Raw genomic sequence first — 16,984 nt, 5'->3', positions numbered from 1 at the left:
GCGGCGCTCAGCCGCGGGTGGCGCAGCGTGGAGAGCGCGATCGGCGTGCCGCTCGCGACCAGGCGCGTGCCGAGCATCGGGCCGGCCACCATGACCCCGCCCGGCCCGGGCGCGAGCCGCAGGCCATTGGGCGCGAGGCCGAGCGCATCGAGCGCGGCGCCGGCGATCTCGGCGCCGTCCTCGACGGTTGCGGGCTGCAGCCCCTCGGGCAGGGGGGCGAGCGGGTTTCCCGTCTCGAAGGCTTCCGCCAGGTAGGCGGCGGCGCGGGCGATCGCGTCCTGCTCCATGGGTTCTGCCGCCTCAGTTGAGGCGGATCTCCTCGTCTTCCTGGAAGCCGCCGGGGGGCGGGGCCTCGATCGAGGACGGGGCGGCGCCGTCTGCCGGCGCGACATTGCCGTAGAGCTGTTCCGGCAGCCATGTGACGATGCCGGGGACGAAGTACACGCAGAACATCGTGAAGATGACGATGCCGATGAAGGGCATGCAGCCCTTGAAGATGTCCTCCAGCTTCACGTGCTTCGGCGCCACGCCCTTCAGGTAGAAGGCGGCCATGGCGACCGGGGGCGAGAGGAAGGAGGTCTGCAGGTTCAGCGCGATCAGCACGCCGAAGAACAGCGGGTCCACGCCGAAATCGTCCAGCAGCGGCAGGAAGATCGGCACGAAGATGACGATGATCTCCGTCCATTCCAGCGGCCAGCCGAGCACGAAGATCAGCAGCTGCGCCAGCAGCATGAAGGTGAAGGTGTTGAGCGGCAGGCCCTTGAAGAACTGCTCCACCAGGTCCTGCCCGCCGAGGTAGCCGAAGACCGAGGAGAAGATCGCCGAGCCGACGAACAGCCAGCACACCATCGCCGAGGTGCGGGCAGTGAGGTACACGCTCTCCCTCAGCTTGGCCCAGGTGAAGGAGCGGTAGGCGACGGCGAGGATGATGGAGCCGAGCGAGCCCATCGCCGCGGCCTCGGACGGCGTGGCGAGGCCCATCAGGATCGCGCCGAGCACCATCGCGATCAGCGCCGCCAGCGGGATGAAGGACGTGACGAGCGCCAGCGCGATCTTCCCGAAGGGGATGTTCACTTCATCCGGCGGCAGGCGCGGCGCGACCGAGGGCTTCACGATGGCGATGCCCATCGCATAGGCGACGTAGAGCACCGCGAGCATCACGCCCGGGATGAAGGCCGCGGCATAGAGCTGCACCACCGAGACGCCCGCCGTCGCGCCATAGAGGATCAGCATGATGGATGGCGGGATCAGGATGCCGAGGCACCCGCCCGCGGCCACCACGCCCGAGGCGAGCTTCACGTCGTAGCCCGCGCGCAGCATGGCCGGGAAGGCGAGCAGGCCCATCAGCGTGACCACCGCGCCGACGATGCCCGTCGCGGTGGCGAACAGCGCGCAGGTCACGAGCGTCGCGACCGCCAGCGAGCCGGGGATGTTGCCGGATGCCATCTGGAGCGAACGGAACAGCCGGTCGAGGATGTTCGCCCGTTCGATGATGTAGCCCATCAGCACAAAGAGCGGGACGGAGATGAGCACATCATTCGCCATGACCGAGTAGGTGCGCTGCACCAGCAGGTCGAAGATGCGTTCCCCCATGCCGAGGTAGCCGAAGAACAGGCCCATCGCCATCAGCGTGAAGGCGATCGGGAAGCCCAGCATGATGAAGAAGAGGAAGAGAAAGAGCTGCAGCAGCCCCAGCGCGCCATCGGTCATCCTGGGTCCGCCTCAGCGTCCGGTGTGTTCGTCGCCGGCGCGCTCGCCGGGGATGTGGCCGGTCCTGGCCATTTCGCGGGCCAGTTCCTCGGGGTCCTTTTCCGCCGCGGCGGCAAGGATCTGCTGGTCCAGTTCCTCGACATCCGAAAGCCGCTGCGGCCATGCCCCGGTGCGGATGCACTGGATGCAGCGCATCACTTCCGCGAAGCCCTGGATCAGCAGCAGCACGCCGACGACCGGGATGAGGAACTTGAAGGGCCAGATCACCGGCCCGGAAGGGCTGAACATGCTGCGTTCATGCTGCGCGTAGGACTGCGCGGCGAAGGTCCAGCCCGAGATCATGAAGGCGAAGATCGCGGGGAAGAAGAACAGGATGTAGAGCACCAGGTCGAACTTCGCCTGCAGGGAAGGGCGGAAGTTCCGGTACAGGAAATCCCCGCGCACATGCCCGTTGCGCGCCAGCGCATAGGCGCCCGCCATCATGAACAGCGTGCCGTAGAGCATGTAGGATGCGTCGTAGGCCCAGGTCGTCGGCGCACGGAAGGCGTAGCGGGCGAAGACCTCGTACACGACGACGAAGGTGAGCACGATGATGGACCAGGCGAAGACCTGGCCCACGAACGTGCTCAGCCGATCGATGCCGAGAAGCAGGCGCTGCATCGGTGGGGATTCCCGGATCGTGATGCGGAGACGAAAGCGCCGCCGCCCCCTTCCCGGCTTGGGGGCGGCGGCGTCCTCCTTCAGCCCTGGCGGGCGAAGAAGTGGTTGTACGAAGCCGCCGGCGAGGGCGTGAAGCGCAGGAAGTAGGCGCCGACGCGGCGGCACCAGTCGCGCTGGCTGTCGCAGATGCGCTTGAACAGCGGGTCGGCCTCGTACTTCTGCAGCACCTGGTCCCAGGCGCGCAGCTGCGCGTCGAGGATCGGGCGCGGCGTCTGCATCACGCGCACGCCCTGCTGAGACGTCATCGCCGCGAGGTCGCGCGTGTAGCGGTCCTGGAGCTTCCAGGACATCTCGGCGGATGCCGCCTCGGCGGAGATGCGCAGCACCTGCTGGAGTTCCTGCGGCAGGGCTTCCACCTTGGTCTTGTTGAACAGGACCTCGAAGGATTCCACCGGCTGGCCGTAGCTGCCGACCATGTAGACCTTGGCGACGTCCGGGAAGCCGAGCACACGGTCGGAGGAGGGGTTGTTGAACTCCGCCGCGTCGATCACGCCGCGCTCGAGCGCCGGGACGATCTCCCCGCCCGGCAGGCTGACCACGGCCATGCCGAGGTTCGTCGCCACCTCGGCGTTCAGCCCGACGGTGCGGTACTTGAGGCCGCGCAGTTGCTCCGGCCGTTCCACCGGCTGCTTGAACCAGCCGAGCGGCTGGCCGGGCATCGGGCCGGTCAGGTAGCCGATGACGTTGGCGCGCACCACGTTCTGCATCAGCTCGCGGTACAGGGCGTCGCCGCCGCCATGGTAGAACCAGCCCAGCAGGTGGTTGGCGTCGCCGAACCAGGGCGGGCAGGTGCCGAACAGGCTGAAGGCCGGGTTCTTGCCCCACCAATAGGCGGTCACGCCATGGCCGCCGTCGAGCGTGCCGGCCGAGACCGCGTCCATGAGCTGGAAGGCGCCGACCACCGCGCCGGCAGCGAGCAATTCCACGCGCAGGCGCCCGCCCGCCAGCGTGTTGACGCGCGTCACGTAGTCCTGGGCGAATTCGTGGAAGATGTCGCGCTGCGGCCAGGTGGACTGGAAGCGCAGGGTCACGGTCTGTGCCCGGCTGACACTGGGGGTCGCCAGAACGGCGGCACCGACGCCGCCCACGGCGGCAGCCTTCAGGAAGCCACGACGCGCCGGGACCGGCGTATTTTCGTCCGTCATTACTTTCCTCCCAAGATGCCGGACCGGCGGCAGGCCGATTCCGGCGCTTTCGTCTTGGAAGCAGAAATATGTGACGCGGCGGCGTCCTGCAATGGCGGAATTCGAGCGCGCAGTCGCCGTCACGCGCAATGGAAATGCTTTTATTTCGTAACGAATGCCTTCTCGACCACGTAGGTCCCGGGCGCGTTGTTGGCGCCTTCCTCGAAACCACGAGCTTCGAGCATGGCTTTGCAATCGCGATTCATGGCCTCGGAGCCGCAGAGCATGACGCGATCGTGTTCCGGGTCCAGCGGCGGCAGGCCGAGGTCGGCGAAGATCTTCCCGCTCTCGACCAGCGTGGTGATGCGGCCCTGGGTGCGGAAGGGCTCCCGCGTCACCGAGGGGTAGTAGAGCAGCTTGCCGCGGACCATCTCGCCAAGGAATTCATGCTCCGGCAGGTCCTTCTCGAACAGTTCGCGATGCGCGAGTTCGGCGACCTGGCGGACGGTATGGGCGACCACGACCTTCTCGAAGCGGTCATAGACCTCGGGCTCGCGCGACAGGCTCAGGAAGGGCGCGAGGCCGGTGCCCGTCGCCAGCAGCCAGAGCGTCCGGCCGGGCTTGAGGTTGTCCGTCACCAGCGTGCCGGTCGGCTTCTTCCCGACCAGCACCGTGTCGCCCACCCGGATGTGCTGGAGGCGGGAGGTCAGCGGCCCGTCCTGCACCTTGATCGAGAGGAATTCGAGTTCCTCGTCCCAGGGCGGGCTCGCCATGGAATAGGCGCGCACCAGCGGCTTGCCGTTCACCATCAGGCCGATCATGGCGAATTCCCCCGCGCGGAAGCGGAACGCCGTGTCCCGCGTGCAGCGGAAGGAGAAGAGGTGTTCGGTCCAGTGGTGCACCCAGGTCACCTGCTCGCCGAAATAGGCGGCCGGGATGACGGGGGCGGCAGGGGCGGGGGCATCGTTCATGACGGGGGTGTTCTTGCTGCGCTGCGATGCTGCATGCAACAGGAAACGGGGTTCCGTCCTTGCGCCGGCGCAAGAGCCGGTTTCTCCTGCACGCATGACCGACCTGCCCGAAGGGGTCCCCGTCGACCCCGAGACCAATCCGCCCGTGGGCCCGCTGGTGGACGCCACGCCGCGGCCGCTGCCGGCCCGCACCCCGCATCGCGGCAGGTCCGTGGACCTTGAGCCGCTGCACGTGCGCCATGCGCCCGAACTCTTCCGCGCCGCGCAGGCGCCGGGGGCGGAGGCCTCCTGGGCCTATCTCGGCTACGGGCCCTTCGGCTCGGAGGCGGCAATGCGCACCCATGTCGCATCCTTCGCCGCCACCCACGACCCGATGGCCTTTGCCGTCCGCCCGCACGCGACCGGCACCGCCGACGGCTGGCTGACGCTGATGGAGATCTTTCCCGCCCACGCGCATATCGAGATCGGCCACATCTGGTTCTCCCCGCGCATGCAGCGCACGCGGGCGGCGACCGAGGCGATGTTCCTGCTCATGCGCCACGCCATGGACGAACTCGGCTACCGGCGCCTGACGTGGAAGTGCAATGCGCTCAACATGCCGTCGCGGCGCGCGGCGGAACGGCTCGGCTTCACCTACGAGGGCACGCTTCGCAACGTTCTCGTGGTCAAGGGAAGGCGGCGGGACACCGCCTGGTTCTCGATCCTGGACGATGAGTGGCCCGCCCGCCGGGATGCCATCGCCGCCTGGCTGGACGATGCCAACTGGGGCGCCGACGGCCGTCCGAAGCGTGGCCTTGCCGCCCTCCGCGGCTGAACCGGGCCGAAACGTAAGGAAATCCTCGCTCCGGGGCATCATTTCCTGTATATGACACGCAGGACAGATGTCCGCGTAGGGAGGGTCCGATGGTGGAACCGAGCCTGGGCGAAATCGCCTGCTGGGCCCTGATCCTCGGCACCCTGGCTTTCGCCGCCGCGCGGCGCTTCGGGGAAGGTGCGGCGATCGTCGCAGCCTTCATCGCCGCGCTCGGCGTCAAGGCCGCGCTGCTGAACCTGAACTGAACGCGGCGCGCGGTTTCGCGGAGCCGCAACGCGACGGACACGCGGCCGCAATCCCGCCCGCCTAAACGCGCCCCCGGTTCGCAACATCCGGGGGTTTCATGCGCCGCATCCTTCTCGCCACCGCACTCTTCATCGCCGGGCCGGCCCTTGCCGACCAGCGCATTGAGGCGACGCTCGCCGGCCAGGCCGTGCTGCCGGCCGCGACCTTCACCGCCCCGCCCGAGGACGCGCCGCGCGGCTTCGCCGTGTCCGGCCGCTTCACCGGCGCGGGCAACCTGCGCAACGAGGCGATCGGTTCCGCCCCGGCCGATACCGGCCCGGCCTATGGCAGCCGCCGCACCGGCCTCGCCCTGCCGTTCCGCGGCCAGCCGGTGCAGGGCTTCTCCGGCATCTCGCCGGTGCGCGGGGAGGCGGGTTCCTACTGGGTGCTGACCGACAACGGCTTTGGCAACCGCCGCAACAGCCCCGACGCGATGCTGATGTTCCACAAGGTCCGCCCGGACTTCGGCACCGGCCGGGTCACGGTGGAACGCACCATCTTCCTGTCCGACCCGAACCGCATCGTGCCCTTCGCCATCGTCGGCGACGCCACGGACCGCCGCTACCTGACGGGCTCCGACTTCGATCTCGAATCGATCCAGCCGATGCCGGACGGCACCTTCTGGATCGGCGAGGAATTCGGCCCCTACCTGCTGCACGTGGATGCCGAAGGGCGCGTGCTTCGCGTGGTCGAGACGCAGATGGACGGCCAGCCGCTGCGCTCGCCCGACCATCCGGCCTTCTCGGTGCCCGCGAACCCGACCCAGGGCGTGCCGTTCCGCGTGCGCCGCTCGGGCGGGTATGAGGGCATGGCGGCCTCGCCGGACGGCTCGCGGCTCTATGCGATGCTGGAGCAGCCGCTCTATGCGCCGAATTCCGACCAGGCCGAGGGCCGCTTCCTGCGCGTGCTGGAATTCGACACCGCCCGCGCCGCCTGGACCGGCCGCGTGCTGCGCTACCGCCTGGAAGAGGGCGCGACCGCGATCGGCGACTTCAACATGATCGACGACCGCCGCGCCCTGGTGATCGAGCGCGACAACGGGGAGGGCGACCCGGGCCTGGCGTGCGCGCAGGGCACGCAGAGCACGGCCGAGCGCCCCTGCTTCCCGAACCCGGCGCGCTTCAAGCGGGTGTACCTGATCGACCTCGGCGCCACCGATGCGGAAGGCTTCGTGCGCAAGATCGGGCATATCGACCTGATGGCGATCCGCGACCCGAACAACGTGGCGCGCCAGCGCGGCGACCGGCCGCAGGGCGCGCCCAACGACCGCTTCGCCTTCCCGTTCTTCACCATCGAGGACGTGGCGATGGTCGATGCCGACCACATCATCGTCGGCAACGACAACAACCTGCCCTTCAGCGCCGGCCGCCACCTGACGCGCGCCGACGACAACGAGTTCATCCTGCTGCGCGTGAGCGACTTCCTGCGCGCGCGCTGACCCGGCCGGAAGGCCGCAATGCCCCGGGGCCCCGCCGGGCCTCGGCAAATGATGGCAGGCAGGGCGGCGCGCCGATGTTGTCAGCGCGCCGCCCACGGTCCACTTTCAACGCTCCGTGACGACGGAGGTGCGAGGATGGTCGAGGATCGGGTGGGAGCTTTCGTCCCGGGGGCGCGGACCGAGCGTGCGGGGGCCAGCGAAGGCCCGCTTGCCGGCCTGACCTTCGCGGTGAAGGATCTCTACGACGTCGCCGGCAGCGTGACCGGCTACGGCAATCCCGATTGGGCGCGCACCCATCCGCCGGCGACCTCCGACGCGGGCGTGGTGGCCGCGCTGCTCGAGGCCGGTGCGCGGCTGGTCGGCAAGACCAAGACCGTCGAACTCGCCTATGGGTTGACCGGCGAGAATGTCTGGTACGGGACGCCCACCAACCCCGCGGCGCCGGACCGTTTCCCTGGAGGATCCTCATGCGGTTCGGCCGCGGCGGTGGCGGCGGGGCTCTGCGACATCGCCATGGGATCGGACACCGGCGGGTCGGTGCGCATCCCGGCTTCCTATTGCGGCATCTACGGCATCCGGCCCTCCTGGGGCGCGGTCAGCCTGACCGGCGCCTGCCCGCTCGGGCCGGCCTACGACACGGCGGGGTGGTTCACCGCGCGCGCCTCGATCCTGCGCCGCGCGGGGGAGGTGCTGCTGCCGCCGGGCGGGGAGGGGCCGCTCGGCCCGCTGCTGAAGGTCCAGGAAGCGTGGGTGAATGCCGAGCCGGCCGTCGCCGCGGCGCTGGGCGACGGGTTGGCTGCGGCGGAATCGCTGCTCGGCCACGCCCTGGCCGTGCATGTGGCACCCGAGGGGCTGGACGAGTTCTACGAACATTTCCGCTGCGCCCAGGCGGTGGAGGCCTGGACCAGCCTCGGCCCGTGGATCGAGGCGGCGCGGCCGGCCTTCGGGCCGGGCGTGAAGGAACGCTTCGCCGCCGCCAAGGCGATGGACCCGGCCAAGGCCGAGGCCGGGCGCGCCTTCCGCCGCGTGGCGCAGGCGCGGCTGCGCGGGCTGCTCGCGGGCGGGGCGGTGATGGTCTATCCGACCTCTCCCGCGCCGGCGCCGCTGCTCAGCGCCTCCCTGTCCGAGCAGAACGCGGTGCGCGAACGGACCATGGGCGTGACCGCGATCGCCGGCCTCTGCGGCCTGGCGGAAGTGACGATCCCGGCCGGGCGGGTGGGCGACGCGCCGGTAGGGCTGTCGCTGGTCGCCGCACCGGGGCGGGACCGCGCGCTGCTGGCGCTCGCGGAGCGCGTCGCCGTCGCGGCGGGGCTGTCCGCGTAATGGTGACGGTTCGCGACGCCGGCCGCGCCGACCTGCCGGCCATCACCGCCATCTACGGCCACCATGTGCTGCACGGCACCGGAACCTTCGAGGAGGAGCCGCCGACCGAGGAGGACATGGCCGCCCGCATCGCCAAGGTGCAGGGCCAGGGTTGCGCTTGGCTGGTGGCGGTGGATGAGGCCGGGCGGGTGCTCGGCTACGGCTATTACGCGCCGTTCCGGGAACGCTCGGCCTATCGCTTCACCGCCGAGGACTCCGTCTATGTCCGCAACGACATCCGCGGCCAGGGCGTCGGCAAGGCGTTGGTGGCGGAGCTGCTGGCCCATGCCGAGGCGAAGGGCGTCCGCCAGATGGTCGCGGTGATCGGCGATTCGGAGAATGTCGGCTCGATCGGGCTGCACGTCTCGCTCGGCTTCCGCCAGGTCGGCGTGCTGAAGGCGGTCGGGATGAAGTTCGGCCGCTGGGTCGATGTGGTGCAGATGCAGAAGGCGTTGGGGGAGGGGGAGCGGCCGCTGCCCGGATGAACCAGCCGGGCGCGCGTGGATCGGCGGGCATCCCGCCTGTCGTGTTCTTCGCCGCCGGCGCGCTGGTTGTCGCCTATTTGGTGCTGCTGGCGGGCACCTTCTCGGCCGGGGCGTGGTTCCTAGCGCCCGACGGCGGCCCGCGGCGCTTCGACTTCCTCGCATTCTGGACGGCTGCGCGGTTGGCGCATGACGGTGTGGCCGGCACCGCCTACGATCACGCCGCCTTCGTCGCCGCCTACGAGGCGTTCGGCGCGCAAGGCTTCGCCCTGCCGCTGGGCTGGTGGAACCCGCCGAGCTTCCTGCTGATCCTGTGGCCCTTCGCGCTGCCGTCCTATCCGGCGGCCTTCTTGGCCTGGATCGTGGTGGGCGCGCTCTGCTTCGCCGCTGCCATCCGCGTCGTGCTGCCGCGGGTTGCGGGGGCGGGGTTCCTGGCCCTGGCCTGTCCCGCGGCGCTGATCTGCGCCTGGCATGGGCAGAACAGTTTCCTCACGGCCGCTCTGTTCGGCCTTGCCCTCGCCGTCATCGACACGAGGCCGGTGCTCGCGGGCCTCTTCATCGGCCTGCTCAGCGTGAAGCCGCAGTTCGGCGTGCTGATGCCGCTGTTCCTTGTTGTGGGTGGCTACTGGCGAACATTCGGCAGCGCGGCGGCGACGGTCGTTCTTCTCGGTCTGATGTCGGCGCTGGCATTCGGGCCGGGGACCTGGTTCGCCTTCCTGGCCGGCGTCGGCACGGCGGGCGAGGCGCATCTCGGCGGCGGGGCGGCGTTCGACACGCTCCAAAGCGTTTATGGAGTCGTGAAGCGAGCCTCGGGCGATGCCTGCCTTGCCTGGGCCGTGCATGGGGCGGTGGCGTCGGCTGCGGCGGTCGCGGCGGCGATCTCCTGGCGCTACCCTGCGTCGCCGGAGGTGCGGGGCGCGATGACGATCTCGGCGTCGTTCCTCGTAACGCCCTACATGTTTCCCTATGACGTCCTCGCCGCGACGGTGGCGGCGGCCTTCCTGTGCCGGGCGATGCTGCGCGACGGGCCGCTTCCCGGCGAGGCCGCGTTCCTCATCCTGAGCGTCGGCCTGCCCGCGCTGGGGATGGTGTTCCGGACGGGCATGATTGCGCCGGCTGCCTACCTGATCGTCTTCGGTGTCGCGCTCCGGCGGCTCGTCCGGCTGCGATCCACGTGACTGCGCCAGTTGGCGGCAGGAAGCGTTGCGCCGCGGGTCCCGGCGCGCCATGTGCGTCTCATAGGATCGGGCGGCCCCTCCGCCGCCCACGAAACGAGGGGAGGTGCCGCCTTGACCGCACGTGACCCGGCGGCCCTGCCGGATTTCGAACGGGCCCTGATGAACCCGGCCGCGGAATTCGCCTCGCCTGAGGCGGTGCTCGGCCATGCGCTGCTGTCGGACCATCAGAAGATCGAGATCCTGCAGCGCTGGGAATACGACGCCGCCGACATCTCCGTCGCGGTCGAGGAAGGGATGCCTGGCGCCGAGGAGACGCTGCTGCGGCGCATCACGCTCGCCTTGCAGCAGCTTGCGGGGCCGCTCGACCTCGACCGGACCGGGCCGAGCAAGCAACACGGCCTGCCACGCTCCGGGCTGCGGCCGAAGCCGGAGTGACCCGTCAGGCCGGGCGGTAGCGGGCGCGGGAGAGCACATCCTCCCGCAGCGCCGCCGCGACCTCCTGGCGCGCCGCTACCGAAGCCGCGAACACGGCCACGCGGTCGAACCAGCCAGCGGGATTGCGCGCGCGCCCCTGGAACAGCCGGTCGAGCGCCACCGCCGCCGCCGAGCGCCCCGCGCAGCAGGCGCAGCCGAAGCGGTGGGCGGGGCGGGGCGCGAAGCGTTCCGTGGCAGCGAAGCCCGGCAGCGGTTCCGCCGCGTCGGTCAGCAACGCCGCCGGGCCATCGGCGCCGAGCCATGCCGCGAGGCTGTCGCCGTCGGGCAGGATCGTCACGGGAATGCGCGGGTCGGTCTGCATCACCTGCTGGACATAAGGATATCTTTATGACTATGTCCAGCCCATGGATGAACTCCTCGCGCAACTCCGGGCCGCCGCCGAGCCGACGAGGCTGCGCCTGCTCGCGCTCTGCGCGCGGGGGGCGTGGTGCGTCTCGGATCTCGTGGCGATCCTCGGCCAGTCGCAGCCGCGGCTGTCCCGCCACCTGAAGCTGCTGGTCGAGGGCGGGCTGCTGGTCCGCACGCCGGAAGGGGCGAATGCCTGGTTCCAGGTGCCGTCGGAGGCGGATCTCGCACGGCAGATCCTCGCGCGCCTGCCGGAGGATGACCCGCTGCTCGCTGCCGACCGGCGCGCGGCGGCGCGGCTTGCCGCGGAACGCGCCCGGGTGGCGTCCGAATCCTTCCGTCGCCACGGTGCCGATTGGGACGAGGTGCGCGCCCTCGGCCTGCCGGGGGCGGAGATCGAGGCGGCGCTGCTCGGCGCCCTGCCGGCGCGGGTCGGGCGGTTGCTCGACATCGGCTGCGGCACGGGGGGTCTGCTGGAAATGCTGGCCTCGCGCATCGAGGAAGGCGTCGGCGTCGATGCCTCCCGCGACATGCTGGCGCTCGCCCGCACGCGGCTGGTGGAACACGGGCACGCGCACCTGACGGTGCGGCAGGCGGACATGTACCGGCTGCCGCTGGCCGATGCCTCCTTCGACGCCGTCACCTTGCAGATGGTGCTGCACTACGCCGAGGACCCCGCCGCCGCGCTGGCCGAGGCCGGGCGCGTGCTGAAGCCGGGCGGGGTGATGCTGATCGTCGATCTCGCGCCGCATCAGCGCGCGGACCTGCTCGGCGCGCATGCGCATCGCTGGCCTGGCTTCGACGATGCCGAGATCGCCGGCTGGCTCGGCGCCACCGGCTGCGCCACCGCGCGCAGCGAGACCATTCCGGGCGCGCTGCCCGTCCGCCTCTGGGTCGCGGAACGCAAGACCCAGCACGCCACCGTCCTGTCCTACTGAGGGTCACGCCATGTCCCGCCCGCATCTTCTCGACGCCCTTCGTGACCGTGTTTTGCTCTGCGACGGGGGCATGGGCAGCCGCGTGCAGGTGATGGACCTGGATGTGGAGCGCGACTTCTGGGGCAAGGAGAACTGCACGGACGTGCTGTGCCTCTCGCGCCCCGATGTCGTGCGCGAGATCCACCGCGGCTACTACGAGGCCGGCGCCGACATGGTGCTGACCAATTCCTTCGGCGGTTCGCCGGTGACGCTGGCCGAGTTCGAACTCGGGGACCGCGCCTTCGAACTGAACAAGGCGGCGGTCGAGATCGCGCGCGAGGCGGCGGAATCCTTCGCGGATGGCCGCCATCGCTGGGTGATCGGCGACATCGGGCCGGGGACGAAGCTGCCCTCGCTCGGCAACATCACCTATGATGCGCTGGAAGCGGCGCTGGTCGTGCAGTGCCGCGGCCTGATCGCGGGCGGCGCGGATGCGCTCCTGACCGAGACGAACCAGGATACGCTGTTCATCAAGGCCGCGGTGAACGCGGCGAAGATCGCGCGCGCCGAGGCGAAGTCGGACGTTCCCGTCTTCGTGCAGGTGACGGTGGAGACGACCGGCACGCTGCTGGTCGGCCCCGACATCAGCGCGGCGGCGGCGGTGATCCATTCGCTCGACGTGCCGCTGATGGGGCTGAACTGCGCCACCGGCCCGCAGGAGATGGCCGAGCACGTCCGCTTTCTGTCGCAGAACTGGCCTGGGCTGATCTCCTGCCAGCCCAATGCCGGCCTGCCGGAACTGGTGGACGGCAAGACGCACTACCCGCTGAGCGCGGCGGAACTCGCGTCCTGGATGGAACGCTTCGTCACCGAGGACGGGCTGAACCTGATCGGCGGCTGCTGCGGCACCTCGACGCCGCATATCCAGGCGCTGGACGCGATGCTGCGGAAGCTCGGCGGTGCGGCTGCACGCCCGGTGCCGGTGCCGCGCAAGCCGGTGTGGGTGCCGTCGGTGGCTTCTCTCTACACCGCCGTGCCGCTGCGGCAGGAGAATGCCTATTTCTCCATCGGCGAGCGCTGCAACGCCAATGGTTCCAAGGCCTGGCGCGAACGCCAGGCGGCGCATGACTGGGATGGCTGCGTCGCCATGGGGCGCGAGCAGGTGCAGGAAGGGTCGAACTCCCTCGACATCTGCACCGCCTTCGTCGGGCGCGACGAACTCGGCGAGATGAGCGAGGTGATCCGCCGCTTCACCAGCAGCGTGAACGCCCCGCTGGTGATCGATTCCACCGAGACGCCGGTGATCGAGGCCTCGCTGAAGCTGCATGGCGGCAAGCCGATCATCAACTCGATCAACTTCGAGGACGGGGAGGGCCATGCGACGGACCGCATGATCCTCGCGAAGAAGTTCGGTGCCGGCGTCATCGCGCTGACCATCGACGAGGTCGGCATGGCCAAGACCGCCGAGGACAAGCTGCGCATCGCGCGGCGCCTCGTGGACTTCGCCTGCAACCGGCACGGCCTGCCGCAATCCGACCTGCTGATCGACCCGCTGACCTTCACCATCGCGACGGGCAATGAGGACGATCGCAAGCTCGGCCTGTGGACGCTGGAAGGCATCCGCATGATCCGGGAGGAATTCCCGGACATCCAGATCATCCTCGGCCTGTCGAACATCTCCTTCGGCCTCAACCCGGCCGCGCGGCATGTGCTGAACAGCGTGTTCCTCGATCACGCCGTGAAGGCCGGCATGACAGGCGCGATCGTGCATGTCAGCAAGATCAAGCCGCTGCACCAGATCCCGCCCGAGGAGGCGAAGGTCGCCGAGGACCTGATCTACGACCGCCGCACCGAGGACTACGACCCGCTCCAGAAGCTGCTGGAGATCTTCGCCGGCCGTAAGGCCGCCGATGCCACGGCGAAGAAGAAGGCCGAGACGGTCGAAGGCCGCCTCAAGGACCGCATCGTGGACGGCGACCGCAAGGGGCTGGACGACGAACTCGCGGATGCGCTGGCGAAGGGCATCGCGCCGCTCGACATCATCAACAACGTCCTGCTCGACGGGATGAAGGTGGTCGGCGAACTGTTCGGCGCGGGCAAGATGCAGTTGCCCTTCGTGCTGCAATCCGCGGAGACGATGAAGGCCGCCGTCGCCTACCTCGAGCCGCACATGGAGCGCGCCGCGGGGCAGGAGAAGGGCACGATCGTGCTCGCCACCGTGAAGGGCGACGTGCACGACATCGGCAAGAACCTGGTGGACATCATCCTGACCAACAACGGGTATCGGGTGGTCAATCTCGGCATCAAGGTGCCGCTCGCGGACATGGTGGCGGCGGCGAAGGAACACCGCGCGCATGCCATCGGCATGTCCGGCCTGCTGGTGAAGTCCACCGTGGTGATGCGCGAGAACCTGGAGGAGATGTCGCGGCAGAGCCTCGACATTCCCGTCATGCTCGGCGGCGCGGCGCTGACGCGCAACTATGTCGAGGACGATTGCGTCAAGGCCTACGCCGCCGGGCGCGTGGCCTATGCGCGGGATGCCTTCGACGGCCTGCACCTGATGGACAAGGTGGTCGGCAACGGGTTCGACGACTATCTCGGCGCCGTGCAGGCCAAGCGCGTCGGCAGGGCCCGCAACGAGAAGCGCGTGCTCGGCCAGGCCGATCCGCGCGGCTTCGCGCCGGTGGACGTGAACTACGCCCAGGCCCGCCGCCGCCGCGTCAATACCGAGACGACCACGCCGACGCCGCCCTTCTGGGGCGCTCGCGCGATCGAGGCGGCGCCCAAGGCCGTCGTGCCCTTCATCAACGAGCGGAGCCTGTATCAATTCCAGTGGGGGTTCCGGAAGCAGGGGCGGTCGCTCGACGACTTCCTCGGCTGGGCGAAGCAGGAACTGCGCCCGGTGCTGAAGCGCATGCTCGCGCTGACCGCGGAGCAGGAGATCCTGCGTCCGCAGGCGATCTACGGCTACTGGAAGTGCGCGGGACAGGGGAACGACCTCGTCCTGTTCGAGGAGGACGGCGTCACCGAAGCCTGCCGTTTCACCCTGCCGCGCCAGCCCAGGGAGGACGGCGAGTGCATCGCCGACTTCGTGACCGACATCGATGACGGCCGCGACGTGATCGGCTTGCAGGTCGTCACCGTCGGCCAGAAGGCGTCCGACATCGCGCGGGAGTGGTTCGAGGACAACCGCTACCAGGACTACCTCTACCTGCACGGCCTGTCGGTCGAGATGGCGGAGGCGATGGCGGAATACACCCACAAGCGCATCCGCGCCGAATGGGGCTTCGCCGGAGAGGACGACCGCGACATGGACCGCATGTTGCAGCAGCACTATCGCGGCGGGCGCTATTCCTTCGGCTATCCGGCCTGCCCGCGGCTCGAGGACCAGGAACCGCTGCTGAGGCTATTGGGCGCCGAGCGGATCGGGGTCACGATCAGCGACGAGTGGCAGCTCCATCCGGAACAGTCCACCAGCGCGATCGTGCTGCACCACCCGCGGGCGAAGTACTTCTCCGTCTAGCCGGGGTCGGGTAAACCCCGGGCATGATGAACGGCAAGATCAGCCAGGCCATGCTGCTCGCATTGAGCAGCGTGGTCGTGGCCGTCGCGGTGTTGGCGCTGAAGGGAGTCGCCTGGTGGCTCACCGGCAGCGTCGCGCTGATGGCGGATGCGATGGAATCGATCGTGAACGTGGCCGCTGCGGTGGCTGCGCTCGCGGCGGTGGCCTATTCCTCGCTGCCGGCGGACGCCAACCACCCCTATGGGCATGCGAAGGCGGAATACTTCTCCGCCGTGCTGGAAGGCGCGCTGATCATCGTCGCGGCGCTGCTGATCCTGCACCAGGCCTGGGGAGCGCTCGCCAGCCCGCACGCACCCGAGCAGGCGAAGTTGGGCCTCGGCGTGTCGGTCCTGGCGAGCGGCGTCAACGCGCTCTGGGCCATGCATCTGATGCGGCGGGGCAGGGCGTTGCGCTCGCCGGCGCTGATCGCCGATGCGCGGCACCTCTGGTCGGATGTCGTGACCTCCGTGGGCGTCGTCGTTGGCGTGGGGCTGGTGGCGCTGACGGGTATCCTCTGGCTTGACCCGCTGCTCGCGGCGCTGACGGCGGTGAACATCCTCTTTTCCGGGTTCCGGCTGCTGCGCGAGAGCTTCGGCGGGCTGATGGACGAGGCTGTGCCCTCCCAGACGCTGGATCGCATCCGCGCCATCGTCGCGAATGAAGCCGAGGGCGCGCTTGAGGCCCACGACCTGCGCTCCCGCCATGCCGGGCGCTATACTTTCCTGGAATTCCACCTGGTCGTGCCGGGGGCGATGACGGTGCGCGAATCGCACGACATCTGCGACAGGGTCGAGGCGGCGCTGAAGGCCGAGTTGCGCGACGCCATCATCACCATCCATGTCGAGCCCGAGGGCAAGGCCAAGCAGAAGGGCGTCCCCGTGCTGTGAGGGCGCCGCCCCGGCAGCCGCCCCGCCGCGTAGCGCCGCGGCTCGGCCTCTGGGCTGCCGCGCTGGGGGGTTCTGCCGCACTGCATGCCGCGGCGCTGGCCGCCTTGCTGTTCTGGCCGGACCGCCAGGCACCCGACGAGCCCGGCATCCCGGAGGGCGTCGCGCTGGTCTTCGAGGACACGGCAGCCCGCAGCGGCGAGACCGGGTCCGGCCCCGAGGGCACGCCGCCCCCGGCCGATCCGCAGGCCGAGGCGGCCGCACCGCCCGAGCCGACGCCTGCGCTCGCCGAGGCGTCAGCGCCGTCCCCCGCCGCGGAACCGACACCGGTTGCGCCGGAGGCGCCGCCGATCACGCCGCAAGCCCCGCCTGTCACGCAGGCCGAGCCGCGCCCCGAAGCGCTGGAACCCCCGCCGTCCCCGGCGGAGCCGCGCATCGCAGCAGCGCCCATGCCGCCCGAGGAACCGACCCCTGGGCCGCCCGCGGAGATGGCCGAATCCCCGCCGCCATCACCCGTTTCGAGTGTGCCCGCCGCCCCGGAGGCACCAGCTGCTCCGCCGCTTCCGGAGATGGCGGAGGCCCTGTCGCCGCCGCCCGAACCGCCGGCCATGGCTGCGCCGGCTTTGCCCACGCCGCCGGAACCCCCGGCCATCCCGCCGCCCGAGCGCCTTGCCGCGCTGCCGACGCCGGCCACGCC

The 16,984-nt window shown here is 70.0% G+C and carries 16 protein-coding genes and 1 pseudogene; 11 read left to right on the top strand and 6 right to left on the bottom strand.

Annotated features, from left to right (window positions below; all coding sequences use genetic code 11):
* The 5 genes from GXW76_RS21350 to GXW76_RS21330 form a co-directional block, all read right to left on the bottom strand.
* Nucleotides 1–287 (bottom strand): hypothetical protein (locus GXW76_RS21350; protein WP_211864130.1); only part of this gene is annotated, 287 nt, incomplete at its 3' end.
* A 13-nt stretch (nucleotides 288–300) separates the two neighbouring features.
* Nucleotides 301–1,710: a TRAP transporter large permease gene (locus GXW76_RS21345; protein WP_211864129.1), complete on the bottom strand. Its 1,410-nt coding sequence runs from the start codon at nucleotides 1,708–1,710 to the stop codon at nucleotides 301–303.
* Nucleotides 1,711–1,722: 12 nt separating this feature from the next.
* Nucleotides 1,723–2,370, bottom strand: coding sequence for a TRAP transporter small permease subunit (locus GXW76_RS21340; protein ID WP_211864128.1), 648 nt, complete (start codon nucleotides 2,368–2,370; stop codon nucleotides 1,723–1,725).
* 80 nt (nucleotides 2,371–2,450) lie between these two features.
* The gene (locus GXW76_RS21335; RefSeq protein WP_211864127.1) at nucleotides 2,451–3,575 is read right to left on the bottom strand and encodes a TRAP transporter substrate-binding protein; all 1,125 of its coding nucleotides are present in this window, start codon (nucleotides 3,573–3,575) and stop codon (nucleotides 2,451–2,453) included.
* 140 nt (nucleotides 3,576–3,715) lie between these two features.
* The gene (locus GXW76_RS21330) at nucleotides 3,716–4,525 is read right to left on the bottom strand and encodes a ferredoxin--NADP reductase (protein ID WP_211864126.1); all 810 of its coding nucleotides are present in this window, start codon (nucleotides 4,523–4,525) and stop codon (nucleotides 3,716–3,718) included.
* Between the two features lie 94 nt (nucleotides 4,526–4,619).
* Here GXW76_RS21330 and GXW76_RS21325 point away from each other — a divergent pair, with 94 nt between their 5' ends.
* The 7 genes from GXW76_RS21325 (at nucleotide 4,620) to GXW76_RS21295 (ending at nucleotide 10,519) form a co-directional block, all read left to right on the top strand.
* Nucleotides 4,620–5,339: a GNAT family N-acetyltransferase gene (locus tag GXW76_RS21325; protein WP_211864125.1), complete on the top strand. Its 720-nt coding sequence runs from the start codon at nucleotides 4,620–4,622 to the stop codon at nucleotides 5,337–5,339.
* A gap of 89 nt (nucleotides 5,340–5,428) precedes the next feature.
* Nucleotides 5,429–5,584: a hypothetical protein gene (locus tag GXW76_RS21320; RefSeq protein WP_211864124.1), complete on the top strand. Its 156-nt coding sequence runs from the start codon at nucleotides 5,429–5,431 to the stop codon at nucleotides 5,582–5,584.
* Between the two features lie 98 nt (nucleotides 5,585–5,682).
* Nucleotides 5,683–7,062, top strand: a complete 1,380-nt coding sequence (locus tag GXW76_RS21315) for an esterase-like activity of phytase family protein (RefSeq protein ID WP_211864123.1) — start codon at nucleotides 5,683–5,685, stop codon at nucleotides 7,060–7,062.
* 135 nt (nucleotides 7,063–7,197) lie between these two features.
* Nucleotides 7,198–8,385, top strand: coding sequence for an amidase (locus GXW76_RS21310; protein WP_211864122.1), 1,188 nt, complete (start codon nucleotides 7,198–7,200; stop codon nucleotides 8,383–8,385).
* Complete coding sequence (locus tag GXW76_RS21305; protein WP_211864121.1) at nucleotides 8,385–8,909, top strand: GNAT family N-acetyltransferase; 525 nt, start codon at nucleotides 8,385–8,387, stop codon at nucleotides 8,907–8,909. The genes GXW76_RS21310 and GXW76_RS21305 overlap by 1 nt, the downstream gene beginning before the upstream one ends.
* Complete coding sequence (locus GXW76_RS21300; protein WP_211864120.1) at nucleotides 8,906–10,084, top strand: glycosyltransferase family 87 protein; 1,179 nt, start codon at nucleotides 8,906–8,908, stop codon at nucleotides 10,082–10,084. Before GXW76_RS21305 ends, GXW76_RS21300 begins: the two co-directional genes overlap by 4 nt.
* Before the next feature lie 111 nt (nucleotides 10,085–10,195).
* Complete coding sequence (locus GXW76_RS21295; RefSeq protein ID WP_211864119.1) at nucleotides 10,196–10,519, top strand: hypothetical protein; 324 nt, start codon at nucleotides 10,196–10,198, stop codon at nucleotides 10,517–10,519.
* Nucleotides 10,520–10,523: 4 nt separating this feature from the next.
* Here GXW76_RS21295 and GXW76_RS21290 read toward each other — a convergent pair whose 3' ends face one another.
* Complete coding sequence (locus tag GXW76_RS21290) at nucleotides 10,524–10,880, bottom strand: hypothetical protein (RefSeq protein WP_211864118.1); 357 nt, start codon at nucleotides 10,878–10,880, stop codon at nucleotides 10,524–10,526.
* 43 nt (nucleotides 10,881–10,923) lie between these two features.
* Between GXW76_RS21290 and GXW76_RS21285 the strand changes: the two genes are divergently transcribed.
* The 4 genes and pseudogenes from GXW76_RS21285 to GXW76_RS21270 form a co-directional block, all read left to right on the top strand.
* Nucleotides 10,924–11,862 (top strand): ArsR/SmtB family transcription factor, encoded by a 939-nt coding sequence (locus GXW76_RS21285; protein WP_211864117.1) that lies wholly within the window; start codon nucleotides 10,924–10,926, stop codon nucleotides 11,860–11,862.
* Nucleotides 11,863–11,872: 10 nt separating this feature from the next.
* On the top strand, nucleotides 11,873–15,364 hold the full coding sequence (gene metH / locus GXW76_RS21280; RefSeq protein ID WP_211864116.1) for a methionine synthase: 3,492 nt from the start codon (nucleotides 11,873–11,875) through the stop codon (nucleotides 15,362–15,364).
* Between the two features lie 26 nt (nucleotides 15,365–15,390).
* Nucleotides 15,391–16,290 (top strand): cation diffusion facilitator family transporter, encoded by a 900-nt coding sequence (locus GXW76_RS21275; protein ID WP_211864131.1) that lies wholly within the window; start codon nucleotides 15,391–15,393, stop codon nucleotides 16,288–16,290.
* Nucleotides 16,287–16,984, top strand: a pseudogene (locus GXW76_RS21270) (hypothetical protein); the annotation flags it as partial. The gene GXW76_RS21275 and the pseudogene GXW76_RS21270, both read left to right, overlap by 4 nt.

Source organism: Neoroseomonas soli (assembly GCF_018129065.1).
In the GTDB taxonomy this organism is placed as follows: Bacteria; Pseudomonadota; Alphaproteobacteria; order Acetobacterales; family Acetobacteraceae; genus Neoroseomonas; species Neoroseomonas soli.
This window is presented reverse-complemented; position numbering and strand designations above follow the sequence as displayed.

What these genes read in the sequence shown, in the direction of transcription:
- GXW76_RS21310 (WP_211864122.1), top strand. Translation starts at nt 7,198, where the DNA reads ATGGTCGAGGATCGGGTGGGAGCTTTCGTCCCGGGGGCGCGGACCGAG.
- GXW76_RS21300 (WP_211864120.1), top strand. Translation starts at nt 8,906, where the DNA reads ATGAACCAGCCGGGCGCGCGTGGATCGGCGGGCATCCCGCCTGTCGTG.
- metH (WP_211864116.1), top strand. Translation starts at nt 11,873, where the DNA reads ATGTCCCGCCCGCATCTTCTCGACGCCCTTCGTGACCGTGTTTTGCTC.
- GXW76_RS21290 (WP_211864118.1), bottom strand. Translation starts at nt 10,880, where the DNA reads ATGCAGACCGACCCGCGCATTCCCGTGACGATCCTGCCCGACGGCGAC.
- GXW76_RS21325 (WP_211864125.1), top strand. Translation starts at nt 4,620, where the DNA reads ATGACCGACCTGCCCGAAGGGGTCCCCGTCGACCCCGAGACCAATCCG.
- GXW76_RS21320 (WP_211864124.1), top strand. Translation starts at nt 5,429, where the DNA reads ATGGTGGAACCGAGCCTGGGCGAAATCGCCTGCTGGGCCCTGATCCTC.
- GXW76_RS21335 (WP_211864127.1), bottom strand. Translation starts at nt 3,575, where the DNA reads ATGACGGACGAAAATACGCCGGTCCCGGCGCGTCGTGGCTTCCTGAAG.
- GXW76_RS21315 (WP_211864123.1), top strand. Translation starts at nt 5,683, where the DNA reads ATGCGCCGCATCCTTCTCGCCACCGCACTCTTCATCGCCGGGCCGGCC.
- GXW76_RS21275 (WP_211864131.1), top strand. Translation starts at nt 15,391, where the DNA reads ATGAACGGCAAGATCAGCCAGGCCATGCTGCTCGCATTGAGCAGCGTG.
- GXW76_RS21285 (WP_211864117.1), top strand. Translation starts at nt 10,924, where the DNA reads ATGGATGAACTCCTCGCGCAACTCCGGGCCGCCGCCGAGCCGACGAGG.
- GXW76_RS21305 (WP_211864121.1), top strand. Translation starts at nt 8,385, where the DNA reads ATGGTGACGGTTCGCGACGCCGGCCGCGCCGACCTGCCGGCCATCACC.
- GXW76_RS21345 (WP_211864129.1), bottom strand. Translation starts at nt 1,710, where the DNA reads ATGACCGATGGCGCGCTGGGGCTGCTGCAGCTCTTTCTCTTCCTCTTC.
- GXW76_RS21340 (WP_211864128.1), bottom strand. Translation starts at nt 2,370, where the DNA reads ATGCAGCGCCTGCTTCTCGGCATCGATCGGCTGAGCACGTTCGTGGGC.
- GXW76_RS21330 (WP_211864126.1), bottom strand. Translation starts at nt 4,525, where the DNA reads ATGAACGATGCCCCCGCCCCTGCCGCCCCCGTCATCCCGGCCGCCTAT.